This is a genomic window from Nesterenkonia sphaerica, from assembly GCF_005771565.1.
GTDB lineage: Bacteria > Actinomycetota > Actinomycetes > Actinomycetales > Micrococcaceae > Nesterenkonia > Nesterenkonia sphaerica.
This window is the reverse complement of sequence record NZ_VAWA01000002.1, coordinates 1-25,183: the sequence shown is the minus strand read 5'-3', so window position 1 is coordinate 25,183 and position 25,183 is coordinate 1. Positions and strand designations below refer to the sequence as shown.

The 25,183-nt window shown below is 59.8% G+C and carries 17 protein-coding genes; 9 read left to right on the top strand and 8 right to left on the bottom strand.

Annotated features, from left to right (window positions below):
- Positions 1-44: 44 nt before the first annotated feature.
- The 3 genes from FEF27_RS01605 to FEF27_RS01595 all read right to left on the bottom strand — a co-directional run bounded on the left by FEF27_RS01605 (position 45) and on the right by FEF27_RS01595 (position 2,469).
- Positions 45-728, bottom strand: coding sequence for a hypothetical protein (locus FEF27_RS01605; RefSeq protein WP_138169089.1), 684 nt, complete (start codon positions 726-728; stop codon positions 45-47).
- On the bottom strand, positions 721-1,083 hold the full coding sequence (locus FEF27_RS01600; RefSeq protein WP_138169088.1) for a helix-turn-helix domain-containing protein: 363 nt from the start codon (positions 1,081-1,083) through the stop codon (positions 721-723). Before FEF27_RS01600 ends, FEF27_RS01605 begins: the two co-directional genes overlap by 8 nt.
- A 150-nt stretch (positions 1,084-1,233) precedes the next feature.
- Positions 1,234-2,469 (bottom strand): MFS transporter, encoded by a 1,236-nt coding sequence (locus tag FEF27_RS01595; protein WP_243728940.1) that lies wholly within the window; start codon positions 2,467-2,469, stop codon positions 1,234-1,236.
- A 244-nt stretch (positions 2,470-2,713) separates the two neighbouring features.
- Between FEF27_RS01595 and FEF27_RS01590 the strand changes: the two genes are divergently transcribed.
- Together FEF27_RS01590 and FEF27_RS01585 are read left to right on the top strand one after the other, a co-directional pair.
- Entirely contained in the window at positions 2,714-3,868 is a 1,155-nt protein-coding gene (locus tag FEF27_RS01590) for a D-alanine--D-alanine ligase family protein (protein WP_138169086.1), read from the top strand.
- A gap of 271 nt (positions 3,869-4,139) precedes the next feature.
- Entirely contained in the window at positions 4,140-5,438 is a 1,299-nt protein-coding gene (locus tag FEF27_RS01585; RefSeq protein WP_166429875.1) for a UDP-N-acetylmuramoyl-tripeptide--D-alanyl-D-alanine ligase, read from the top strand.
- Between the two features lie 58 nt (positions 5,439-5,496).
- On the opposite strand, the gene FEF27_RS01580 is transcribed toward FEF27_RS01585, so the two are convergent.
- From FEF27_RS01580 to FEF27_RS01565, 4 genes are all read right to left on the bottom strand, one after another.
- Positions 5,497-7,461: a hypothetical protein gene (locus FEF27_RS01580; protein ID WP_166429874.1), complete on the bottom strand. Its 1,965-nt coding sequence runs from the start codon at positions 7,459-7,461 to the stop codon at positions 5,497-5,499.
- Between the two features lie 747 nt (positions 7,462-8,208).
- Entirely contained in the window at positions 8,209-8,844 is a 636-nt protein-coding gene (locus FEF27_RS01575) for a hypothetical protein (RefSeq protein ID WP_138169083.1), read from the bottom strand.
- A gap of 589 nt (positions 8,845-9,433) precedes the next feature.
- Positions 9,434-12,250 (bottom strand): ATP-binding protein, encoded by a 2,817-nt coding sequence (locus FEF27_RS01570; protein ID WP_138169082.1) that lies wholly within the window; start codon positions 12,248-12,250, stop codon positions 9,434-9,436.
- Positions 12,247-15,588, bottom strand: a complete 3,342-nt coding sequence (locus tag FEF27_RS01565; protein ID WP_138169081.1) for a chromosome segregation SMC family protein — start codon at positions 15,586-15,588, stop codon at positions 12,247-12,249. The genes FEF27_RS01570 and FEF27_RS01565 overlap by 4 nt, the downstream gene beginning before the upstream one ends.
- Before the next feature lie 268 nt (positions 15,589-15,856).
- Here FEF27_RS01565 and FEF27_RS01560 point away from each other — a divergent pair, with 268 nt between their 5' ends.
- Positions 15,857-17,191 carry an MFS transporter gene (locus FEF27_RS01560; RefSeq protein WP_208009576.1) on the top strand — a complete coding sequence of 445 codons (1,335 nt, stop codon included), beginning with the start codon at positions 15,857-15,859 and terminating at the stop codon, positions 17,189-17,191.
- A gap of 31 nt (positions 17,192-17,222) precedes the next feature.
- Positions 17,223-18,227: an NAD(P)H-quinone oxidoreductase gene (locus tag FEF27_RS01555; protein ID WP_138169313.1), complete on the top strand. Its 1,005-nt coding sequence runs from the start codon at positions 17,223-17,225 to the stop codon at positions 18,225-18,227.
- Between the two features lie 12 nt (positions 18,228-18,239).
- On the opposite strand, the gene FEF27_RS01550 is transcribed toward FEF27_RS01555, so the two are convergent.
- Positions 18,240-18,806, bottom strand: coding sequence for a TetR/AcrR family transcriptional regulator (locus FEF27_RS01550; RefSeq protein ID WP_166429873.1), 567 nt, complete (start codon positions 18,804-18,806; stop codon positions 18,240-18,242).
- Positions 18,807-19,107: 301 nt separating this feature from the next.
- Here FEF27_RS01550 and FEF27_RS01545 point away from each other — a divergent pair, with 301 nt between their 5' ends.
- The 5 genes from FEF27_RS01545 to FEF27_RS01525 form a co-directional block, all read left to right on the top strand.
- The gene (locus FEF27_RS01545) at positions 19,108-20,703 is read left to right on the top strand and encodes a class I adenylate-forming enzyme family protein (protein WP_208009574.1); all 1,596 of its coding nucleotides are present in this window, start codon (positions 19,108-19,110) and stop codon (positions 20,701-20,703) included.
- Position 20,704: 1 nt separating this feature from the next.
- Positions 20,705-21,481 (top strand): SDR family oxidoreductase, encoded by a 777-nt coding sequence (locus FEF27_RS01540; protein WP_138169078.1) that lies wholly within the window; start codon positions 20,705-20,707, stop codon positions 21,479-21,481.
- Between the two features lie 44 nt (positions 21,482-21,525).
- Positions 21,526-22,788, top strand: coding sequence for an acyl-CoA dehydrogenase family protein (locus FEF27_RS01535; RefSeq protein ID WP_138169077.1), 1,263 nt, complete (start codon positions 21,526-21,528; stop codon positions 22,786-22,788).
- Between the two features lie 14 nt (positions 22,789-22,802).
- Entirely contained in the window at positions 22,803-23,891 is a 1,089-nt protein-coding gene (locus FEF27_RS01530; RefSeq protein ID WP_138169076.1) for a phosphotransferase family protein, read from the top strand.
- 64 nt (positions 23,892-23,955) lie between these two features.
- Positions 23,956-25,183: MFS transporter (locus FEF27_RS01525; protein WP_138169075.1), on the top strand; the 1,228-nt coding region annotated here is incomplete at its 3' end.

Sequence of the window (25,183 nt, the reverse complement as noted above, 5' to 3'; positions counted from 1 at the left end):
GGAAGAACCGGATCAGCTGCACCGTCAGTAGCCCCGAGCCCGTTTCAGGGTTCGGGGCTTCTGGCCGCTGCCCCGCCCGCGCACTTCGGGTCCAGCCCAAGCGGCAGCTCTGAGGAATTCAAAGTGCCGCATTGGATACACCGAGTGCCTCTAAATTCGACTTCGGGCAAGTGATGGGGCGAGGCTATTGGGTCGAGGTTGTATACCTGGTTCTGTGCGGCAAACAGTCGAGGGTGGTTCTGGGCCAACTTCCGGTGTAACACTTCGACAGTCGTCGGCGGGTGCTTCTGGGAGCAGGCAATGAGATTGAGAGCATATTCATAGGCTGTGGTCGTCATTCGCTGTGACATGAAGAGATCCGGCGTTACGGCGCTGATCCTTGTCTGTCTTAGGTCTGTGACCGCAAAGTCGTTCACATTGTTGGTCACTAGAAAATGCGTGCCGGCTTCCTTCGCATCAGCCAGGATCTGTCGGTCGCTTCTCTGGGTCGCCAGGAATCGTCCGGCTACGTCAGCGGATGGGGAGACCGGCATCTGGTCCAGGTAAACAGTGCGCAGAGTAGCCACCGACGTGGCTGCCGGCCTCATGTGCCGGCTTGCCTCGTCTTCGGCATGCTGACTCCAGATGAAGCTGTATCCACTCAACCGTGCTGCGGCGAGCAATAACGTCCTAGTCACAGGAGCGGCGAGGACATTGGCGTCCAAGAATACCCGCAGGTGTTCAACCATCGAGGAGATCAGCTGCGAGCTCGTCAGAGAGCTGCTTGGCCATGTTGCTCATACGTTCTTGATCATGCCTACGTACTTCCTCAGCTGGGATCCGATAGTGCGACCCCACTTTCTCGGCCTTGAGACGCCCATCTTGGACCATTCGCCATACTGTGGACTTATCGAGACTGAGACGCTCAGCAGCCTGGGAAGTAGTCAGCATCTCCCGCTCAAAAGTGACCTTGACACTCTCCCCACGCTCCGCCGCTTCCTGGGCGCAGCTGACGAACTCCGCCACCCACTCAGGAACCCCACTGGAGCCGGAGGCGAGACGATGTGACCGGATTTCTTCGGGACGGAACTTCAGATCTGCCATGACTCCATTGTAGGTAAATTCTGCAACGTTGTGAACTCATAACATTGCAGAACAGTCCTCTCGGCACGGCAAGGATCTTCCCGAAGGGGCTCAATGACCGTCTCGTGTTAGCTGCTGGATGCTTCCCTTCGAGGGAAAGGTGTTACCCGTTCAATCGGATAAGTTGTCACTCCTGGCAGGCAGAGTCTCAGGAGCCACCGTCCAGGCCGCCGCTCCGACGATCATGATGAGACCTGTGATGCCGAAAGCCCAGCCATAGCTGAGATGATCCACCAGGGCTCCTGCGAGCAGCGGACCGAGGATGCCGCCCAAGTCTTGGGTCATCTGGAAGGTGGAGACCACCGGACCACCATTCCGCCCCTCCCCTACGATGTCCGCGATCGCAGCCTGCTGGGCGGGCACTATGAGTCCAGTCCCCGCCCCGGCAATGAGGCTCAGGACCAGCAAGACCCACGGCTCCGGTGACAGTCCCAGCAGCCCGGTGGCCACTCCCGCCACGCTCAGACCGATCATGATCGGGGGTCGGCGTCCCCATTGATCTGAGCGCTTGGCCAGGGTCAACACCACAGCGACGTTGCCTACCGCGAAGGTCGCCAGCGCAACCCCCGCCAATTGCCCGGAATCGATAATGAAACCTCCGCCCACAAAGGCCGAGGCAGCAAAGAGGGGCACTATGGAATTGCGCACCCCGAAGGTCGCCCACCCATTGGCGAACGCAGAGACGAGTGCTGCCCGGTAACTGGTGTGTTCCCACGCTTCGGCCAATGTCGCGCGTTGGCGCTGGTCCTTGTTGTGCCGATCCTCCAGCCTCGACTGCCGCAGCATTATGAAGACGAAACCCGCAGCGAGGATCAGGGCGCCTCCGTAGACGAGAAATGGCACGCGCTGGCCGAACACCAGCAGGGCAGACCCCAGAAGTGGGCCTGCCACACTGCCGATCAGAAATGCTGAGGCGTAGGCACCCGAAACTCTCCCTCGGATCTGCGGAGGAGCTTTGCGTGCCAGAAAGGTCATCGCGGACACGGTGAAGAACGTCGAGCCGATGCCGCCCACCGCCCGGAAGATCAGCAGCAGTTCGTAGCTGGGGGCGAACGCCGTGGCAATCATGGATGCAGCGACAATCAGCAGACCCACTACATAGACGGGTGTCTCGCCCAGCCGCTGGGTCAGTCGCCCGGACAACGGTGCGAACAAGAGCCGAAAAAGGCCGAAAGCCGAGACTACTGCGGAAACCGCTAGTGCTGAGACTCCGAAGTCCGATGCATATTGAGGCAAGATTGGAGCCACGATGCCGAACCCAATGGCGATGATGAAGGCAGAGACAATCAGTACCTTCAGCTCAGGCGGAATCCGAGGCCGCGAAACCGGTTCGGCATATGTGCTCACGTAGAGCATTCAACACGATTGGGCACACAGGTCTTCCCGGGTGCGGCGGCGTGGAAGACTCCGTGCCAACAGCAGGGTACGTGCCAAGTTCGCTCCGACGGTCCTGCAGGAGTCAGAGGCTAGGACCACACGTAGTAGCCTGTGACATGCGTGATGACCGCCATCACCCCCTCAGCGGGTGAGCGATAGGCAGCGCGAGCACCTCAAGCCAGGTGCTTGTGACCAGGATAAGAAAGGTCCCAGGGTGAACGCACTTCGAACAACAGCAGCAGCAAGACCACGCGTGGTGGTGCTATATGGCGGCCAGTCGTCAGAGCACGCCGTCAGTTGCGTCACTGCTGCAGGGGTGTTGGAAGCATTCGACACATCAAGATACGAGGTGATCGAAGTGGGGATCACGACGGAGGGCCAATGGACTCGTCCTGCTATCGATCCGCGAACCCACTCCTTCGCATCTGGCAAGGCGCCTGGTGTGACGCCGACGGGTCACTCAATTCAACTCATTCCGGCTCGAAACGGCACGCCAGATGGCAAGGCACACCTCGTAGAGATAGGGACAAACGGCGCCGCCACTGAGCTGGGCCCGGTGGACGTGATTCTGCCTCTGCTCCACGGACCTTTTGGCGAGGACGGCACCATCCAAGGGCTGCTGGAATTGGCCCGGGTACCTTACGTGGGAGCTGGAGTGCTGGCATCTGCGGTGGGGATGGACAAGCACTTCATGAAACTGGCATTCGAGTCGGCAGGGCTCCACGTCGGGCCTTGGGTCACTGTTACACGGCGGGAATGGACGACTGATCCACAGGAGGCGCTCAACCGCGCGCAGTCGCTCCGGCTGCCGGTATTTGTGAAGCCGGCCCGGGCGGGCTCATCTGTGGGAATCACGAGGGTCGATGAGTGGTCACAGCTCGACGAGGCGATATCAACCGCTCAGAGACATGACCCCAAAGTCATCATCGAACAGGGCATCGACGGGCGCGAGATCGAATGTGGGGTCCTGGATACAACTGACGGTAGCCCGGCCCAGGCGTCGTTACTGGGCGAAATCGTGGTGGATCATCAGGTAGAGCCGACGGCCTTTTATGATTACACGGCAAAGTACTCTAGCGACGCCACCACGGGATTGCACTGCCCGGCTGATCTGCCCGAGGCTGTCAGCGAAGATATTCGGCGACAAGCTGTCCTCGCATTTGAAGCTGTCGGCAGCGAGGGACTTTCTCGTGTGGACTTTTTCTACACGACGGGAGGCGAGATCATCATCAATGAGATCAACACGATGCCTGGCTTTACGCCCATCAGCATGTTTCCGCAGGTTTGGAAGGCTACGGGCCTCAGCTTTCAAGAACTGATCAACCAACTCATCGAGCTGGCGCTAGCCCGCCCCGTGGGTCTACGCTGAGACGTTCGCGGCATAACGACTCGAGTGGCTGCGTGTAGCTTCGTGTGTGGCACCAACTGGCAGGCTTACGCATTGAATTGTTTGTCGACTTGTAATTTTTGGAACGGGACACACCATGGACAACAATGACTTACCATCACAGAATCCTGTAGCGCGTGACATGAGTTCAAACGCGATAGGGCCCACGGAGCTCGCCAGTATCACCGGAGGAACTTGGGAAGCTCCACCCGACCCCGCTTGGTCCCTCAAGCGTATGCAGCGCATGCGGAACGTGGGGCGTTATCCCAAGGGCGCTGTGCTGTCGGGCACCTTGGCGTATGCCCATGACCCGGTCAAGCTCGCCGAACGGTTTGAAAACGACACCCAAGGGTCCAAAGACGTCGTTCTGATGATTAGATCAGATGTTGCCCCTCCCCCGGTGTCGTGCGCCGTCTTGCGAGTGCCCGACGTCAGCAAGGCTGCAAATACGGTAGCCCGCAAGCGGCGTGATGCATTCAACGGAGCAGTCATAGCGGTCACAGGCAGCATGGGCAAGACGACCGTCACCTCTATGCTAAATGCCACGCTGTCGCGCCAACACACGGTCTTCAGTCCCAGAAGTGACAAGAACGGTATGGCCTCCATGCGTTCCCGAGCATTGCGGCTAGGGAACGAAGATTACGCAGTTCTTGAGGTGCCCCGCGCCGTACTGCCTGGGGCTGAACAGATTCTTGGCCCCGACGTGGCTGTGATCACTGCCATTGCTGAAGCACACATGGAAGCGTTCGGCTCCTTGAGGGAGACGGCGCAGACCAAGGCTACCCTTCTAGAAGGGCTCTCGGAGGAGGGGGTAGCCGTCATCAACATTGATGCACCGCATTCAGAGATTCTCATGGCGTCTGCCAACAAGAATTCTGACCGGGTCATTACATACGGCGTGGCAAGAGACGCAGACATTCGTTTGTCTGACTATGACGCGCATTCCAGACAGGTAACTGCGGTCTCCCTCGATCGCACATTGAAATACACCCTGGGTGCCTCCGGCAAACATAACGCTCTGAACAGCCTCGCAGTCCTAGGTGTGATTGAAGCCCTCGGACTGGATGTTCAGGAACACCTGCAGGGGCTTGCGGACTTTAGGGCAGTTGAAGGCCGCGGTGAAGTCACTGTGGTGGAGCGCCCCTTACGGCGCCTCACCGTTGTGGACCAGACCTTTAACGCGAACCCCGCATCTGTTCGAGCGGCAATGACCGATTTCGCTGAACAATACAGCGGCAGTCATCGAATCTTGGCGCTGGGTGACATGCTCGAGCTGGGCCCCAACGAAGCTGAACTGCACGCTGAACTTTCACCTGCGATTGCTGCCTCAGAGCCCGATAAAGTGTATTTGGTCGGCCCGCTGATGGTAAACGCTTGGAAGGCTCTGCCCGACAAGATCCGAGGCGCACATGTGATGACCCCGGAACAGCTTATTGCACTTCTTCAAGCAGACATTCGGGAAGACGCTGCAGTTCTGCTCAAGGCATCTCACGGCACTGGTCTTAACCGCGTAGCCGAGGCAATGAAATCCACGAACTGGCGTCTAGCCTAGAAGCGGCAGTACGGGCCCTCGGCTGTGCATAAGCTTCGGGGGCTGCGACGGCTCCGGGTTATTCCTCAAGCGCGGCCAAGGCAGTCACATGGCTGTCGACTATCGCTCTTGCTAGGGATCGCTGGCCTCCCGCAAAAACCGTTCCATACTCCTTAAGATCGGGGGCCGGTCGCACCGCTAGTACCTCGTGATTACCATCGGCACGCGGTTGATTAGGTGCGATGACGTTGAGCACCACCTCGCAGATGTCGAGACCTGTAAAGGCAGCAGCCGCGGTGACCGCCACCGAGCCGTACTCACCCACTACCTGATCGGGTACGGGTCGAATCGAATCTTTATCACCGCTGACGGCCGCTACAACCTCCCCATGGGATACTAGAAGGCGCAGTTGCTCCCCGTCAAGCAGTTCCTGAACTATGACTCCTTTCTGGGCACCCCGCCAAAGTCGTTGCCAAACAGCCATGAAGTTTTCTCGGTTTGTCCAGTCGACCCGTACCGGCATCTGGCTACCGATCCGCAGCGAGGCAACAACACTATTTTCAATAAATGCTAAGGCGCGACTCGCATTCCTTGTCTCAGTGGGTGCCAGATCCCGCTTAAAAACCTTCATCCGTCGGGGAAGGGCGACGTTAGCCTGCTCCAGGAGATGAATTGCAACCTTTGGAGACCGAGTTGCAAAGACGGACGCCTTACCAGTGAGGCTGGTGAATGAGCGCCAAACGCTAGTTCTTAGATTACCTTTTGAGGCATGGAAATAATCAGAAGACAGCCAAGTTATATCAAATCCGCGATCAGAAAATTCGCGTGCCAACAAACTAGTATCAACATTCAGACTCTTTAAATTGGATTGGGAAGCCGAGCCGACTATATTTATTGCCGGCGCACGCCTCTTATGTCGGGGTATTTGATGCAGTCTGACAATTTCTCCAGCAACATTCCGCGCTCGGCCGTGGGCTGGAAAATGATGGGCACCAATACCAGGTTGACTATTAATCTCGACAATTATGTAGTTCTCTGGGTCAGCAGGAGCACTAAAGTCGTGGGCCATGATGTCTACGCCAGCTATAGGTAAACCTGGCACCGACATAATAGAACGAGCGGCGACCTCCAGGTAACTTGGGTGGATCTCATTGGTGATATCCACACTCTCGGCACCGGTAGAGAACCCAGCTTTATGATCCACGATGTATTCTTCGCCGGCTCCCAACACTGAGGCCGGAGTGAGCCCCTGCTCGCGCAGCTTAGCTACCCTGCCTTGGTCGAGGATGATGGGACGCGTCGCGAGGTGCGGGTTCAGGCGCCGTACCTCATTCTTGGTATTAATCAGTTCTCGTATGGTCTTCTTACCGTCACCCACCAGAGTCGGTGGGATTCGAAGAGACACAGCTATGCACTGATCGCCCACGACGGTAAAGCGGGCTTCAGTGCCGACGAAGACTTCTTCCACCAACACTCCGGCACCTCGGCTTGCCGCGAAAGCCCGGTCCCATGCACTACGTAATGCGGGCTCTGAAGTCACTCCTACCGTGACACCCTTGCCTTTGGTCCCGCCGACAGGTTTCACAACAACACGACCGAGCTCCGCCATCCAGTCTTTGGCTGCTGCAAATTCAGTTGATGCCCCGTAATAACGCCCCTTGGCGATGGAAACGCCGCTTGACTCGAGCAGGAGTCTTGAGATTCGTTTGTCGCCTGCTGCCTTGATGGATGTGTACGGCGTGTCATGGCTGCTGGTCAGGAAATACAGTTGGGACGAACCCGGCTCGTCCGTAACGACGAAGTTTTTTCCAATCAAAGGCGCACTTATGCCCCGGCGCTCTAGCTCGTATGAAATCGCCCGAGAAGTAGTGAGGTGTTTGGAGGCAACAGCAAATTCGCCCCCGGACCCTTCGTGCCAAGCGGCTCTTGTCGTCAGGGACTCCAGTGACTGCGAGCCCAATTCACCAGTAGTCGGAAGCGTGAGCTCCAGATATGGTGCCTGCTCGTCAAGCCCGGCAATTTCCAAGATCTCCAACAACTTCATGGGGTGCCTAGACCTGAGGAGAGCATCTGAGTATGCGTCACCGACACGCTCCCGGAGTGTGGGGGTTTCTGATCCAAAGGGCTGCATCGAGGGCCTTACAGCAACCCGACACAAGTCCACACCTGCGGAATCGCGCTCCAAGGTGAAACTCATTTGAAGACGGCCGGTCCCGCTGCCTATCTCACTTTGTTGTGGTACCTTGATCAACGCCTTGTTCTTTATGATGTCCAGGGTGAAAGCATCGACCTGACCCCCGACGAGAGCAATACTTGCCCCCGCTATAAGTATGTTTCTAACGCCAGACGAACCTTCGGGACTCTCATCCGATGAGACATAAAGAATCAGTTGGTGCGGGTTAGCTTCTCGCAATTCTGCCACAGCCGCCACGGCTTCATCTGTCCGGGTTATTGGCTCGGCGCCGACGGCCGATACGTGCCTGGCATTGCTCCGTGAGACAGCTATTCTTCGTACAGATCCAGCATTACCTGGACATGCGAAAACCACCGCCTCAGAGTCTGACAGTCGAAGTATCTCGAAACTCTTCTGGTCCCCAAGGCCGCACGCTTCTAGCAGATCATCGATTCCGGCGCCACGAGGAACGTCTTTACTATTATTGTCTAACATCATCTGCCCTTATGTATCGGGGGTGTACAGACTTTAGTCTCATTCAGGCATCTCTTACAGCGCCTCACCTGAAGTCGACAAAGGGTACATTTCAGTTTTCTAAGGGGGACACTCACGTGCACCTCACGCTGGTCGGGTTTCGACAGCCATAGCGGGCGCAGTAAGTACGTGTCCATCGATCACAAACTCGCTCAGCAGAGCGATCACTGCGGGAGGCCCTGAGACTTCCCCGCAGACTACTCCCGCTACGGGATCGGTAGAGGTGAAGCGAAGATCCAGCTGCATCTGGCCTGCCGCTGCCTCGGCCGCTTGAATATCCTCAGCTACCTGCGACAACCCTTCCCAACGGAAAGTCACACGCTCCTGCGTGCCCATGCCGGACCCGGGTAATGTGAGTCCGGCATGCCGGGCCGAGGACTGCAATAATTCATGACCAAGCTCGCTTATTCGCCGTTCATCAGCGACATGCTGCAGATACATCCACGGTCGTTCCGAATGCTCCACGAGAACAGGCCGGTTCTCATGAGCCGTCGGCCCCGTGAAATCGTTCACCACGATGTCGACAGTCAAGACCGGCATCCCCGGGGTAGCCTCCGCTGCGCCCTGGGCAAATGCCTCGATGTCAGCGTGAATCTCTCCGGTGACGTCCCGGACCCCCTCTCCGAGATTCCAAGGGCCGCCTGGTGCGTGGACCGCGGACAGCAAACGCCCGTCGGCCAGGAGCAGCCTGAGGTACTGACCTGCCACGTGCTCTTCCACGAGGTAACGATAGGTGCCCCGCGTGCGAGTACTCGAGCTGGTTTTAGGAGACAAAATTTGGGTAAAGGCATACGAGGCTTGGGTGAAATTAGCGCGACTGGGCGGCACCTTCCACAAGTAATCAATGGCCTGATCAAGGTCGTCCGCGTTTCGGAGACGAGGCATCACCTCAACTGTGGAATCTCCCACCATGGGCTTAACAACCACAGGGTAGCCGATGGTTTCCGCAAACTCTTTGGCGTAGGTTCTCCCGCGTTGCAAGGAAAATGCCCGGCCTCGGGGCTGCGGGATCCCTGCCGCGTCTAACACGTCACGGCGAATCCGCTTGTCCTGAACCATGGTGGCCGCAGAAATCCACGTGGAGTTTGCGACTCCGTGAGCGAATGCCACGCCTCCGGTAGGGTCCTCCCCGGGAAATGCCATAAGAGCCTGACCAGGGAAGAGGAGTGTGTTGAGGCCATTGCGGAGCGCCGCTTCATGAAGCACCCAACCGTCATAGAGGTCGGCTGGGCACCGGCCAAAGGGCATTGGAAGGCCCAAGTTCACTGAGGCCAGCGGCGGTGGCTCAACACGAGAACTTACGACAGGCTCAACGATCATCTGGTGTCTCCTCCAGCTTGTCCTCTATGGCTTCGGCGTCAAGTTGCTCCTCGGCGACTTCACTCTCATTCAAATCGTCTGAGACCGAGCCTCCCTCCGACTCCAAGTTGCTGGCTTCCTCAAAGTCCTCCGCTGCGCCCCCTGGGCCGGGCTCGATTCCGGTTCCGTTGCCCTCGTCGGCGGCCTCATTAAGCAGAACAAATTCGACGGTGTCCAAGTCATCTTGGACATGAATCGCCTTTACAGACTCCGGGGCGGCTTTCGGTGGCCCCAGTATTGCCACGGTTACCATCGCGGCTGCAGCCGCAGTGGGGCCGTAAATACGTGCTTCGGCCTCGCGCTCCCCGGTGCTTTTCACCCATCCGACCAGCCCTGAACGGGCAGCACGCCGCGCAAACCACCTGCCATAGCCCACACCCTTAATCCCGCCGCGAATGGTAAGCCGAAGGTTCAAGTTCTCAGCCCGTTGAGCTTGCGCCTGTAGACCAAATGCGTCCGCACACTCAAAAACGAACTGTTCAGACAACCGCCGGGGTGTCCCATAGACGGGATACTCGGCGACGGGGAGAGCAGCCATAGCGTTGAGTTCACAGATGGCGGCGTCCTGCTCCTCGAGGGGTTTGGTGTGATCTTCCAATAGGAAGTCGACGCCGCAATACCCCATCCCCGGTACCGCCTGAACGGCCTTCACACAAGCTTCCTGAATGCTGGGATGCAGGTCGTCGAGAATCTCAATAGACTCTCCGCCCTGCGTGAGGTTGTTGGTGCTGAGAAGGTAAACCCGTTCCCCAACAGGAAGCACACTGTCGAAACCGTAACCCACCTTATGCAGTTGGTACTCTGCCGCTGCATCCCACCGGATCTTAAGAGGGCCTAAGTGAGGATTGGCTCGCCGGGCCACGTTTTTTTCCATTATGAGTTGGCCAACAGTCTGGACCCCATCACCTACGACATTGGCCGGAATGCGTTCCACTGCCGCCGCCACGTGGTCGCCGATCACCATAATGCGGTAATCCCCACCATTGATGTGTTTTTCGACAATGAACTCATTATTCCCGTGGGCGGTCTTAGAGAACATTTCCAAAGCTGTGTCCAGTTCAGATTCGCTGCGGATATTGGCGGTGACGCCAACCCCCATGGACCCTTCGGCTGGTTTCAACACCACTGGGAAACCAATTCTCTGGGCATACTGCACGGCGAGTCCGTGGTCACCTTCGTGGAATGTGCGGCCTTCCGGGACCGGGACTCCCGCTCGTTTGAGCAGAATGCGCGTGGCTTCCTTATGTCTGGCGACCGAGGCTGCGACCACGCCGGACAGGGGCCAGCGCGTGGTCCGGAAGGGCAATTGGGTCCCTGCTGTGTCAGAGACGACGATGCTGGACTTGTTGAACCTCCAGCTGTTGAGGCCGTGTGCCAAGGCCTCCCTTTCAACGATGTGGCCGTGCACGGCGTATGCGCCAATGGGTGAAATGTAATCTACATCCCCGTACGTATTGGGGCGCTTGTTCCCCACAGCGGGTTGAGGCGGCGTAGGATGCAGGACTCGAGCGCGCGCCTGGGTGACCAAGTCTTCGTAATACGGCTGCAAGCCCAATCCCAGACGAAGGAGCGGAGTGCGCCGCCATCTCGACCGGCGGCCCGAAACTCTAAACCGCTTCTCCACGTCTGCCGTCGTCGACAGGTATTCCACGTTTGGCACTGCTTTGGCCATGTCCCGATGCAGCATCGTGGTGATCCGCGAAGCTCCCGGGAAGTGGGTCAGTAGCACCTGAGCCTGTGGGGAGTGGGCCCGTATTTCTTCTGCCAGCTCTAGGGTTCGCAGCACGCCTCCGATTTGTGCCGGCCGAAGGTTGATCATGCGCAGTCCCCCGCCTGCGGCACCGGACTTCACCAGATCCGCCGTGACGTCGGGCCCGGCATTGCGCGCCAACAACCGCACATCTGGGGACGTGGTGTACCCGGAAGCCAATTCGTCTGCGAGTCGTTGCAGCTCCATGGTCTCCTCGTGCGCCTCTGAGGGAAGAGGGTTCTGCAGGATCACCGTTTTCGGCAGCTGGCCTTCTGCTGACCACTGGACTGCTGTGCGGACTACGTGGTGGGCCTGTTCAACATCAAGTCGTCCGCGAAAATTCATCCACAGAGGCTGTGCGGCCGAGCTGCGGTGGAGTCGGCTCCTACTTGTCGCCACGTGTCGCAGATGCTCGAGGTCTGCCTCGACGTCCCCTGTACCCAACAACCGCAGCGGGCGCCGCTGCCTCGGCGATACGCCACTGAAGAACCTGTCGATGGCCTCGGCGTCCCGGTGCCGCAGCACCGGAGGAATAGGTGTGGGCATGACCCTGCGCCGGCCAAGGAGGTCTGCCACGGTCATCCCGAGCGCCGCTGCGGCGAGGTCTAACAGCGCAGTTTCGATGCCCATGATTGTCGCCCGAAATGGAAAAACCGGAAGTGACTCACTCTCACCGGCCTTGGTTTCCAGCGCCCGAATACGGGAGCGAATGTCGCTCAGTGGATCACGCAAGTCCAGTTCTTCGCCCACGAGTCTCGCCAGTGCCTCATCGAGAAAAGGCCAGGAATGCTCGTGGGAGTCTCCAGTCTGGTGGGGACGCGATTGCGCCTCACCCAAACCGCTGACCTCTTTTCCACCTGCGGTCGCGGCTGTGAGGTGAACGAGGTAATTGAATGGAGCAATAGTCCTTTGCGAGTCCTCGGCCTTGAGGTCCATCGGCACCCGGAACGTGACGGCCTCGGCGCTGCGGATGGTCACACGCTTCGGAGCAGTTCCAAGCGGAATTGAAAGTCTCATCGGTTACTCTCCATTTTTTTGGCCTCTTCGGCGGCAGCGGCCTGACGTAGCCGCTGGGACACTACCCGAGTCGAGCCGTCCTGTCGCATAGACACCCCGTATAGGGCGTCAGCGATCTCCATAGTGCGTTTCTGGTGCGTGATGACAATCAGCTGTGAACTCTCCCTCAACTCCTCAAAGATCACCAGCAGGCGGGAGAGGTTCGTATCATCCAACGCCGCTTCCACCTCGTCCATCACGTAGAAAGGGCTTGGTCTGGCTTTGAAGATCGCCACCAGAAGCGCCACGGCCGTCAGAGACCGTTCTCCGCCCGACAACAGCGACAATCGGCGGATCCGTTTTCCCGGAGGCCGGGCTTGAACTTCGATACCGGTATTGAGCATGTCCTCGGGATTGGTCAGTTCCAACCGACCCTCGCCCCCGGGGAACAACCGGGAGAACACTCGCTCGAACTGCACACGCGTGTCTTCCCACGCCTGCGAGAATACCCGGTGCACCGTGGAATCCACCTCGGCGATGATGTTGAGCAGATCCTGGCGGGTGGACTTCAGGTCACTCAGCTGGTCCTGCAGATACCTATGCCGCTCCTCCAGGGCAGCATGTTCCTCCAGTGCCAGCGGGTTTACCTTGCCCAGCGCCTTGAGATCTTTCCTGGCTCGCGTCAAGCGCTGCTCCTGCTCCGTACGCACATAGGGCCGGGAAGAGCCGTGCTCATCGTCGGCCTCATGGTCCGGGATTCCCTGATCGGGCCCATAGTGCTCAATCAGATACTCCGCGCTCAGGCTGAGCTCCTCTTCCGCGCGGGCTTCGGCTGCCTCCAACGCCAGCCTGAACTCTGTCTGTTTCAGCTCCGCCTGATGGAGCCGAGCCGTGACCTCCGCCAACTCAGCTGCATCCTTTGCTCTCCTCTGACCCAATTGAGCCAGATGCGACTGCAGCTGGTCGTGCTGGCGCTGGGCGGCGTCACGTGCCTTCTCAATGCGAGCCAGCTGTCCTGAGATGTCCCGCACAGCCATCTGCGCTTCGTCCCCGATCTGCTCTGCCTGTGCCGCCTGCTCCTGGCGCCTCTTCGCTTCCCGGCGGGCTTGCTGCTGCCGGTCCTCCTCCGCTGCCGCTGAGCGTCGCAGCCCCGCCGCCCGGTCCAGCAGCTGTTTGTGCTCCTCCTCAGTGGCCCGCAACTCCAGCCGGGCGTCGACTTCGACGCGGCGTTTGGATGAGGCCTCTTCTGCCAATCGGTCACGCTCTGCCGTGGAGGGTTCCTCCATCGTGTCTTCGCTCTGCGCAACTTCCACCCGCGCGGCAAGTTCATCCAGCTGCTCCTGCGCATCTCCTGCAGCTATTTCCGCCTGTTCAATCTCTCGCACCAGGCCGTCGATGCGCTCCTGGGACCGTTGAGCATCCCGCTTCAGGCGTGATAACTGGTCAGCTGAGGAAGCCAGTGCTGTCTCATTGGAATGGACGGCATCGGAGGCTTCACTGACGTGGTGTTCAGCCGATGCCACGTCACCCTCACAGCGCTGGACCTCAGCGTTGAGACTCTTCAGCTGCTCAGTGGTGCGCACCAATGTCTCCTGCAACTGCTCCACCTGGCCGGTGAGCGTGGTGCCGGTGTCACCTGCGGCTTGTCCGCTGATGCGTTTACCCTGCCGGATGACGGCTTTGTCCAGGGCGAGTGCTGCCGTCGCGTCGCCTCGTGCCACGAGTGCTTCGCCGAAAGCCTTCTCATCGACCAGCACTGCTCCTGCGAGCGCCTGCTGCAGAGTGCCGGCCAGGCCCTCCTGCGTGTGGAGGATCTCTATGCTGAACGCCGCTCCGGGGTCATCGAGCTTGACCGGCTCTTCAGCGGCCTCAATAGCCTGCTGCAGCGCGGAGATCCTGGCCCGCGTCTCACTGACGGTGATTTCCAGGGTTCGGTGCTCGGCCAGCCGGTCGTCATAAAGCGCTTTGGCCTCCTGGTAGCGCTGCTGAGCCCTCTGCAGCTGTTGGCGAGCCTCCGGATTCCCAGTCTCGACGCTGGCAATGTGCTGCTCCAGCTGCGTCAGCTCCGCCTCGGTGTCCTCCAAGGCCACCTGCTCATTCTCCAGCTGACCCTCAGCACGGCGCCGCCGCGCCGCAGCCGCATCCACCCTGCCTTGGGCCGCCTCCTTCTTCCCGTGCAGGGTCGCCAACCCGGCACGCCTGTCAGCGATGGCCCGGAGCTGCTCGGTAATACGAGTCTCCTCAGCCGCCAGAGCCTGCTCTGCAGCGGCACGGGCCGCACCGCTGGACTCGAGTCTCTGCTGGGCCTCCTCTACTTCCGCCAGCTTGTCCCGGCCCTGCTCTGCTAACTGGTCGGCCTGGCTGCGCAGCTGCTCGGGGTCTCTGCCCCCGGGGTGGGGGGCGGTGCTTGCGCTGCGGAGACTCCGGGTGCGCTCCTGAGCGATCGAGACCACCGAGCGTAGCCGTTCCTGAGCTTGGGACAGCCGGTGGTGGCCGTCAGAGAGCTGCTGGGCACGTTGCCGGAGGCCCTCAGCCTCGGTGGTGAGGGCGCCAACCTGCGTGTCGTGCTGTGCCAGCTCGGCCTCCAGCCGCTCTGCAGCAGCGCGGTCGGCGTGCTCTCCCTGGGAGGAGGCATGCAGGGCGGTGGCGGCCTGAACCAGGTCATCAGCGATCAGTCTCGACAACGCATCGCGGACATCATGCTGGATCCGCTGGGCCCGGCGGGCCACCTTCGCCTGGCGGCCCAGCGGCGCCAGCTGCCGGGAGATCTCCCCGATCAGGTCTTCCAGCCGCTCCAAGTTGGTCTGCATTGATTCCAGCTTGCGTACAGAGCGTTCCCTCCGGCGGCGGTGCTTCAGCACCCCGGCTGCCTCTTCTATGAACCCGCGGCGCTGGTCGGGAGTCGCCTGCAGGATCTGATCCAACTGGCCCTGACCCACAATCACGTGCATCTCTCGGCCCAGCCCCGAGTCGGAGAGTAGCTCTTGGATGTCGAGCAAGCGGCACTTGGTGCCGTTGATGGTGTACTCCGACCCCCCGGAGCGGAACATGGTCCGCGAGATCGTGACTTCGGTGTAGTCGATGGGCAGTGCCGCGTCAGAGTTGTCAATCGTCAGGCTGACCGATGCCCGGCCCAGCGGCTGGCGGGCCGCCGTGCCGGCGAAAATCACATCCTCCATGGAGCCCCCGCGTAAGGATTTGGCCCCCTGCTCCCCCATCACCCACGCCAGAGCGTCGACCACATTAGATTTTCCTGAGCCATTGGGGCCCACCACCGCAGTGACCCCCGGTTCGAATTCGAAGGTGGTGGCGGAGGCGAAAGACTTGAACCCGCGGACCGTGAGCGTCTTCAAGTGCATGCTGCGGGGTTCTCCTCTCAGCCGCGAAAGGCTGCCGGTTGACCTGTTCAGCTTAGCCCCGACGCAAGCGCAAGGTCTTGCGTGCATGCCTCAAGACTCGGCATGAGCATCATGATTCCTTCCGAATGTGACTCTTGACACACTCAGCCCAGCGAGTAAGACTAGGGCGTGCCGACCGATCGATCGCTCGGCGAACGCTTCGGTTGAGCTTCATTGAGATGAATGCAGATCGGAGCACCCGACCGCTTGCGCCAAAGGAAGGTCAAGAATGACCACCACGCAGTTAGCCAGTCCGAAAACCACTGAGATGGACCCCCGCGCAAAGAAAGCTGCACACGGGGCCTTCACAGGATTTTTCCTGGACATGTACGACATCTACCTGCCCGTGATTGCACTCGGTCCCGCGATGATCTATTTCCTTTCATCAGAAATGCCACCGGCACAGGCTGCGATCGTCACTTCGCTGATTTTCGTTTCGACGCTACTCGGCCGGCCCATCGGCGCACTCATCTTCGGCAGGTACGCCGACCGCATAGGACGAAAGAAAGTCAATCTCATCGCGGTCTCCGGCTATGGCATTCTCAGTTTTGCCATGGCTGCACTACCAGGCTACGAAGCCTGGGGAATCGCGGCGGTAATACTTTTCATCGTCTTGAGGCTCGTCGATGGGATTTTTGTTGGCGGATCGTATTCGGCAGCCAGTCCCCTCGCTATGGAGTACATGCCACGGGAGAAGCGAGGCGTGTGGGGTGCTTACATCATGCTGGGCTTCCCTGCGGCTTTTGTTGCCATCTCACTGCTAACCTTCGTGATGCTGCAGATAGCCCCGGCCGACGGGTTAGACTCACCGTACGTTCAGTGGGGGTGGAGAATCCCCTTCATCATCGGCGGGATCCTTGCCCTGTTATACGTGTGGTGGTACGCCGTCTCCGTCGACGAGTCGGACCTGTTCACGAAGACTGGTGGCACGAAGTCACCTCTGAAGACCCTCTTCAGCGGCAACAGCCTCAAAGCCTTCATCCAGGTCTTTGTCCTGATGAGTGGTTTTTGGCTCAGCCTCTACACCGTCACGGCAATATTGCCCTCATTGCTGCAGAGCCAGGTGGGGTTGATACCTACCCAGGTGACCGTCCTGCTGGTCGTCGCATTCGTGGCACTGGCGGTCGGCTACATGGTGGCCGGAGCGGTGAGCCAGCGGATCGGACGCCGTCCGTTCTTGGTGCTGTCAGGGTTCGGCGCCACAGTAGTAGGCACCGGCCTCTACTACTGGATGCTTGCAGCCCCGCCGGAAAGCTTCCTTGGCCTCGCAGTACTCGTATCCGCAATTGTTTGGGTGGTCGTGTGGTTCTGGGGTCTCACTACGACCTACATCAATGAACGATTCAGGACTGGTGTGCGAGCATCAGGTTTCGGCCTGGGCTATAGCGTGGCGGTGATACCCCCTTCGTTCTACGCTTTCTACCAAGCTGGACTCGAGCGCTTCATGCCTTTCGAATTCACCGTCCTGCCTTTGTTGATGATAGGAGGCATTCTCGTATCAGCAGGTGCGCTCCTCGGACCGGAGACCAAGCACATCGAATTCACTGCAGATCCGGAGTCCTGAGCGAGAAAGGTCTATGACAACGATGGCCACGATGCAAGCAATCATGATCGACCCCGCTCGTAACGGCCGGGCGGAGGCGCTCGTCCCGACTCAATTTGCCCGACCGACCCCCCAGCGTGGTGAAGTGCTCATTGAAGTTGTCAGTGCAGGCGTCAATCGAGCTGATGTCATGCAGCGCCAAGGAAATTACCCACCACCACGGGGAGCCAGCGAATTGCCAGGGCTGGAGGTCAGCGGTCGAATCGCGGCGTTGGGACCTGACAGTGAGTCCTCAGGCTTTTCAATCGGGGAGGAAGTCTGTGCGCTGCTTTCGGGCGGGGGCTATGCCGAATACGTCGCGGTCCCCGCCTGTCAGGTTCTCCCACTACCGCCGAATGTGCCGCTCAAAGACGCTGCCGCATTGCCTGAGGTAGCCTGCACGGTTTGGTCCAATCTTGTAATGGAGGCAGGGTTACGTAGCAATGAATCCGTTCTGCTCCACGGAGGCTCAAGCGGCATCGGCACTATGGCTGTGCAAGTTGCTAAGTATCTGGGAGCTCATGTCTTCGTGACGGCTGGGGCGGCTGAAAAGTTAGAGAAGTGCTCCAGTCTGGGAGCCGACGTCCTTGTGAATTACCGAGAAGAAGACTTCGTCGAAAGAGTAAATACCACCACCAAGGGGCGAGGGGTCAACGTCATTCTCGACGTAGTAGGAGGGCAGTACCTAGAACGCAATGTGCAGGCCCTGTCGCCAGATGGTCGGCTAGTCGTGATCGGCCTAATTGGCGGGAAAGAGGGCAAATTGGATCTCGGTGCCCTATTGATGAAACGGGGCCGTGTTCTCGCTACTTCACTGCGCAGTCGCTCAGTCGAAGACAAAGCGTCCATCGTCCGGGAAGTACGCGCACACTTGTGGCCATTGTTCGCGGCGGATCGCCCGCTCCCGATACGCACAGTAATTCACTCACGCCACCCGCTGACAGAGGCGGCAGCCGCTCACCGCGAGATGGAAGCTAGCCAGCACATTGGGAAGATTCTCCTGGATGTGAGCAATTGATCCGGGGCGATTTTATGTGCGGGCCCACCGGGCAGTGTCACGGCAGATTCTGACGTGCACTTCAGACAGTTCGTCAACGGACAATCCTTGGTCCGAACGGTACCACTGTGAGATCCCGATGCAGATACTCGAAATTGCCCTAGCCACGTGTCGCGGATCTGGCGCCTGAAAGACCGACGTTTCCACCCCTTCCTCAACCAGCGCGGTAATCAGCTCCTGTTCACGGCGACGTGCCGCCAGGTGGCGCACCAAGGCTTCATCTTTGAGCGATCGAATTTCACTGAACGTCACGAACGCGACGTCGGCGAAGTCTGCGTGGAATTGGACTAGGCATTCCACCAAGGCATCAAAGCGGTCGAGGACGTTGACTCCAGCTTCGTCGATAGCGCGTTCAGAAGCGCTAATAAGCTCCCCCATAGCCACCTCGCACAGGTCCACCAAAATGTCTTGCTTAGACCCGAAGTAGTGGTAGATGCCTGGGACCGACAGTCCCGCAGCGGAGGCGATCTGCCGGATCGTGGTTCCGTGGTAGCCGTTGACCGCGAAACACCTCAGTGCTGCCCTGCTGATGGGCGACAAAGGCAACTCATGCGGTAAGACCCGCGGAAACTTCATTCTTAGCCTCTTTCCAGCACCGCCTTGGACGTTGGTACAGAATGCTACGGCAGAGGATGACCGACGGTACCACTGAGGCGCTACACAAAACATTGGGTTTAAGCTAGTTTAGAACCTACCGAGCGATCGCTCGGTAACATGTCGTGAGATGTCAGCTTTGCGAGACCAAGCAAAGGATTCGGGAGGAGCCACCGTGTCAGCCATCAAGTGCCCCTGGACCTCTCTGTATCCTCCTCATGTCGCTCCCTCACTTGAGACCCATCCGATGCGTGCAGAGACGCTCACAGAAGCTTGGGCTCACCGTGTACGGGACGAACCCGACGGTTCGACGATCGAATACTTGGACCTGAACTGGAACGCCACACAGGTCAACGATCTTGCGAATGCACTTGCGGTGTGCTTCCAGACCAAGGGAGTGGGTTACGGGGACCGTGTAGGAGTCCAACTGCAAAACGTCCCACAGTTCGCGTTGTGCATGTTGGCCCTATGGAAACTGGGAGCTGTCCCGCTCATTCTCAATACAATGTACGGGGCGCACGAACTCACGATCATTCTCAATGACGCTTCGCCTGTAGGCCTGGTCTCCTCGGAAACTTCTGTCGAGGAGGTAACGAAGCTGGACCTCGATGGCCCGACACCGTGGGTCCTGTGCACTGATGATCATGACCTCGCACAGCTGAAGCGCCAGCACCATGAGGCGACCCCATCCGAGGAGGGCCTGGTTCGTTCTCTGCTTCCGCATCTCGGCTCAGTGCCGGAGCCAGTGAGGGTAACCGGAGACGACGCCGCGTTACTGACCTACACCTCAGGAACCACCGGGTCACCGAAGGGAGCCGTCGGATCACACACGAACCTGCTTTCGGTCGGCTACGGGGTACAGCAGTGGCTCGACGTGTGCCCCGGTGAAGGAGTATTAGCCGTGGCTCCGCTGTTCCACATCACAGGTGCTGTAGCTACCGCAGCGATGGCGCTCACGGTGGGCCGAGCACCCCTGATTTTCGTGGGACGGGTCCGTCCAGACAGTATGCTCTGTGGCCTCAGAAATCACAGTGTTCATCACATCCTTGGCTCGATCACCGTATACAACGCGCTGCTGGACAGCCCTGAACCGAGGATTGAGGACTTTTCAGGGCTCAAAAGCGTCTATTCGGGCGGCGCGCCGGTACCCCCGGCCACGGTCAAGAAGTTTGAGGACCGCTTCGGTCACTACATTCACAACGTTTACGGTATGACTGAGACCGCCTCAGCAGTCATCGGTGTGCCGCTGGGCCGCCGCGCCCCCGTGGACGAGCTATCCGGGAGCCTGTCCATCGGGGTGCCCCTGCCAGGACTTCTTGCGCGAGTCGTTGACCCCCACGGTCACGAAGTCGAAACGGGAACCATGGGAGAACTGGTCCTGAGTGGCCCCCAATGCACTCAGGAATACCTCAACAAGGCCGACGCTACGGCAGAGACGATCCGTGATGGCTGGTTACACACCGGGGATGTGGCGCTGCTCGACGCAGATGGTTGGGTGTATCTGATCGACCGACAAAAGGATCAAATCAACGTTTCAGGGTACAAAGTCTGGCCCCGTGAAGTCGAAGACGTCATCTACGAGCATTCCGCTGTCAGGGAAGTGGCCGTGGTGGGACTCTCCGATGACTACAGCGGCGAGCGCGTGGTCGCCTTCGTCTCTCTTCAAGCGGGAAAAAGCCTGACTCCGGCCGAAGTGACGTCAATGGTCCGTGAGCGACTCGCGGCGTTCAAAGTGCCCAAGGACGTCTTCGTCATCGATGAGCTTCCCAAAACACCGACCGGCAAGATTCAGCGCCGGGTACTTCGGAATTCACACAGAAACGTCCGCCCCAGGAAGGACTGACATGGCGCAGGCAGCACAAACATCGCTTGAGGGACAAGTGGCCCTGATAACTGGCGCAAGCCGCGGCATCGGCCTGGGCATCGCTGAGGCACTCGCCCGGCGCGGCGCGAAGGTGGTACTCACCGCTCGCAAACAGGAGGGGTTGGATGACGCCATTCGCACATTACCCCCTGGCAGCGCCATCGGTTTCGCGGGAAAGGCTGATGACCCCAGCCATCAGGACGAAGTGCTGGAAGGGATCGCTCAAACACATGGCCGGCTCGACGTCCTCGTCAATAACGCGGGCATCAATCCGGTATACGGGCCACTGGCCGACCTCGACTTGGAGGCCGCGCGAAAAGTATTTGAAGTTAACGTCTTTGCGGGTCTGGGCTGGGTCCAAAAGACCGTGGCACACCCGGCCCTTCAATTCAAGCAACACAGGGGGCGCATCATTTTCCTCTCATCAGTGACGGGGACAACCCCGGCTCCCAACATTGGGTTGTACGGAATTTCGAAAGCTGCGGTCACTCATCTCATGCGCACGCTCGCAGTGGAGCTCGGCCCAGAGATCCGGGTCAACGCGATTTCCCCGGCCGTGGTCAAGACACAGTTCGCCGAGGCTCTTTATCAGGGGAAGGAGGAGACGGTCTCTTCCGCTTACCCGCTGAAACGGCTAGGCGTTCCCGACGACATCGGCGCCGCTGCCGCTTTCCTGGCGTCCGAGGAATCCTCTTGGATTACCGCCGAAGTGCTCACCGTCGACGGGGGTCTCACAGTCGCCGGAGGAACAGCGTGAGCCCCCAGCCAGAAACCAGCCCCTCGAAAGCTGATGAGGATGCAATGATCCAAAAAGCTCCCCGCCGGGAACCGCCGAGTGACGACGACGCCAATCGCCGATCGCGTGCCGAACTCGATCACCTTGTGCACCGAGTCGAGGACTTCATACGTGATGTGGTCATTCCCGCCGAACCTGCTCCTGGTCAGTACTTGGAACTGCCGGTCCGTGATGAACTCCGTGCAGCTGCCAAAGCAGCTCGGCTGTTTGCTCCTCACGTGTCTTCGAAGTGGGGCGGCATTGGTCTCCCGTTGTCACAGTGGCCCGAAGTCTTTGAGGCTGCCGGGTACTCGCCCATCGGCCCGGTGGTCCTTAATTGCATGGCCCCGGACGAGGGCAACATGCACATGCTGGAACAAATCGCTACACCGGAACAGAAGCGTCAGTTCCTGGAACCGCTCGCCAGAGGACACGCCTCATCGTGTTTTGGCATGACAGAACCTCATCCCGGAGCCGGGTCGGATCCCTCACAATTGTCGACCACTGCCGAGCGCAGCTCCTCGGGGTGGGTGATCAATGGCGAAAAGAGGTTCTCCTCGGGGGCGAACCTCGCTGAGTTCATGATCGCGATGGCCCGCACGGGCGAAGTCGGCGAAGCAACGATGTTCCTCGTGCCCATGGACACCCCGGGAATGACGATCACACGCCAGATCAATACCGTGGATCGAGTGATCGACGGAGGCCACCCACATGTCGAGTTCAACAATGTGTCGGTGCCGGACTCAGCGGTTCTTGGGGAGCCCCACCGTGGGATGGAGTACGCCCAAGTGAGATTGGGGCCAGCGCGGCTCACGCACTGCATGCGGTGGTTGGGGCTGGCCAGACGTTCCCAAGACATCGCACTCGACAGGGCCCACGATCGCAGCCTTTTCGGGTCCCGCCTCGATGAGCAGGGACTCGCCCAAGAACTGATTGCGCAATCTGAAATCGACATCGAAGCCAGCCGCTCGCTCATTCAGAGGACAGCGACGCTGCTTGAAGAGGATAACCGGGCCGGCACCCGGCTGTCCTCGGTCGCCAAAGTGTTCTGCTCCGAAGCGATCTATCGCGTCATCGACAGGTCTATCCAGTTGTGCGGCGGCGACGGCGTTTCCGATGATCTCCCGTTAGCCCAGTACCTGAATGAAGTTCGACCGTTTCGCATATACGACGGCTCGACCGAGACCCATAAATGGGCTATCGCCCGACGAGCATCACGACGCCGAGCGCGGGAGCGTCAACGTCGCCACGAACAACCGGACGGCCAAGAGAGTGGGTCAACGAAATGAGTTCCTCCACTGACGTGACCGCCCACAGGACACAGGATGTCGTAGCCACCGAAGCTGAAGCCGCCGAACTGTCGATGTCGCCGCTGATTGTCACCGAGAGCGTGCGTCGCTTTCTCGATGAGCATGACATCGGCAGTGGCCCACTGTGCATTGACCCCATCGGTGAAGGACAGTCGAATGCCACATTTCGTATCCGCCGCCACGGCGCCGATGTTGTTCTTCGCAGGGGTCCACGACCCCCGCTTCCGAAATCCACCCACGATATGGTTCGCGAAGCCAGAGTCCAGGCCGCCTTGGCTCAATGCGGCTTTCCGGTGCCCACTATTCGCGCCGTCGAGTCTTCCGGCAGCCTCCTCGGGGTTCCGTTCTATCTGATGGATTATCTGCAGGGGGACGTGGTCACATCTGAACTTCCAGAACGCTTCGCGGCCCACGAGCGACGCCGCGAATTAGTCGAACGGACCGTCAGCACGCTTTCAGGCCTTCACTCACTGGATGTCACGGCAGGTCCGCTATCCACACTGGGGCGGCCCGACGGTTATCTGGAACGGCAAGTCCGACGCTTCACGCAGCTGTGGCCGCAGAACACACTGCGTGACCTTCCCCTGATGGAGCGGCTGAGCACCTGGCTCGCCGATAATAGACCGCCGACCCAGCGCCACACAGTCATCCATGGCGATTTCCGCATCGGAAACCTCATGTTCGCCAACGAAGATCACCCCCGGGTCCAAGCGGTACTCGACTGGGAAATGGCCACCCTGGGTGACCCATTGGCGGACGTAGGTTACCTGCTGGCCACTTACGCGAGTCGCGGGGCGCGTCCTACGGTGATGGAACTGACCACCGTCACGAGAGGCGAAGGGTTCCCGAACCGTGACGAAGTGATAAAGCTCTATTCTCAGCAGTCGGATCTGAACTTGGAGAAACTCCATTGGTATGAAGTTTTAGCACTGTGGAAGGCCGCCATCTTCTGTGAAGCGATCTATACTCGGTGGTTGCAAGGCGAACGACCTGACGACGCTGAGTTCTCTAGTCATCTGAAGACAGGGGTGCCCGAGCTCTTTGAAACAGCCTGGGAACGCACGCACGCGTCCCCCTCGTGAGAAACAAGACTGACTTGGGTCAAGGGGTCCATTCCGCCGTGGCGCTGCAGGACTGGAGAGTTCCATGTGCAATGCACCTGAGGGCAAGGCGGGGCCAGGCCTGCTCAGCCTCCTGCTAGGTGCTGTGGGGGTAGGGCCTCTTCTGCTGTACGGACTCAGCGCCACCAGCGACCGGGTGATCCTTGACCTCGGTATTGACGAGGCACAGTTCGGCCTGCTCGCCACTGTCGGATTCGCCTCCGCCGCCCTGGGCAACGCCACCCTGGCCCGGGTAGCGGACCGGCGGTCGGATCTGTTCCTCATGACAGTGGTTTTCCTCCTGGCAGCCTCGGCCCTCTTGCTCGCCGCAGTCCCTGCAGGGTATGTGGTGCTGCTCATCGCAGTGGGCCTCTCTGGGCTCGCGCAGTCCTTTCCCAACGGTGTGACCAACCGGATCCTGTTGGAACGGGTAGCGGGAAAGCGACGCATCGGCTGGGTCGGCATCAAGCAGTCCGGCGTCCAGGCCAGCCAGTTGGCCGCCAGCCTGGCCTTTCCGCTGCTTGCCCTGGCGGTGGGGTGGCGAGGGGCCGCCGCAGTTATCACTCTGATTCCTCTGGTGCTGCTGGTGTTCACTTGGCGGATCCTGCGAACCGTGCCGCTGCTGCCAGAGGTGGCGTCGGAGCCGACTGAGCCCAGCTCTGAGTCTGCTGAAGCGAAGCCGGCGTCGAGCACAGGGTACCCGGGCATGGTGTGGGCGCTGGCAGCTTTCGGTCTGCTCAATGGCATCGGGGTCCAAGCCACCAACGTCTACCTTCCACTGTTCGCCGTGCGGGAGCTGGACTTCTCCCTCGTACTCGGTGGGGTCACCGCCGCGGTGGCGGGCGCAGTGGGAGTAACCGCACGCATCGGGTGGGCCCGGGTGATGGCCCGCGGGGCCTCCGGGCCGCGGGTGCTGCTGAGTCTGGCCGGGCTCGCGCTGCTGGGGGCGGTGACCTTCTACGTGGTGGGGGCCACCGGGTGGGCCGGGCTGCTGTGGGTGGCAGTCTGCCTCCACGGCGCCTCGGCGCTGGGCGTCTCGGTGGTGCTGATGAGTGTGCTGGTGCGCTCCATCCCCTCCGGCCAGATGGCCTCGGCCAGTGGGATCACCACCGCCGGCCTGTTCGCAGGATTTTCGGTGGGGCCAGCACTGATGGGCGCTGTGGTCAGCTCCCCCGGCGGGTTCGGCCTGGGGTGGGCCACAGTGGCGCTGGTGTACCTGGCGTGCGCGGCACTGGCGGCGGTGCGGGCTTGTCAAGTAGTTTGTGTACGGGGGT

Coding starts and splice junctions, on each gene's coding strand:
- FEF27_RS01560 (WP_208009576.1), top strand. CDS start 15,857: ATGACCACCACGCAGTTAGCCAGTCCGAAAACCACTGAGATGGACCCC.
- FEF27_RS01570 (WP_138169082.1), bottom strand. CDS start 12,250: ATGAGACTTTCAATTCCGCTTGGAACTGCTCCGAAGCGTGTGACCATC.
- FEF27_RS01535 (WP_138169077.1), top strand. CDS start 21,526: ATGATCCAAAAAGCTCCCCGCCGGGAACCGCCGAGTGACGACGACGCC.
- FEF27_RS01580 (WP_166429874.1), bottom strand. CDS start 7,461: ATGAAGTTGTTGGAGATCTTGGAAATTGCCGGGCTTGACGAGCAGGCA.
- FEF27_RS01600 (WP_138169088.1), bottom strand. CDS start 1,083: ATGGCAGATCTGAAGTTCCGTCCCGAAGAAATCCGGTCACATCGTCTC.
- FEF27_RS01565 (WP_138169081.1), bottom strand. CDS start 15,588: ATGCACTTGAAGACGCTCACGGTCCGCGGGTTCAAGTCTTTCGCCTCC.
- FEF27_RS01555 (WP_138169313.1), top strand. CDS start 17,223: ATGCAAGCAATCATGATCGACCCCGCTCGTAACGGCCGGGCGGAGGCG.
- FEF27_RS01545 (WP_208009574.1), top strand. CDS start 19,108: ATGCGTGCAGAGACGCTCACAGAAGCTTGGGCTCACCGTGTACGGGAC.
- FEF27_RS01540 (WP_138169078.1), top strand. CDS start 20,705: ATGGCGCAGGCAGCACAAACATCGCTTGAGGGACAAGTGGCCCTGATA.
- FEF27_RS01605 (WP_138169089.1), bottom strand. CDS start 728: ATGGTTGAACACCTGCGGGTATTCTTGGACGCCAATGTCCTCGCCGCT.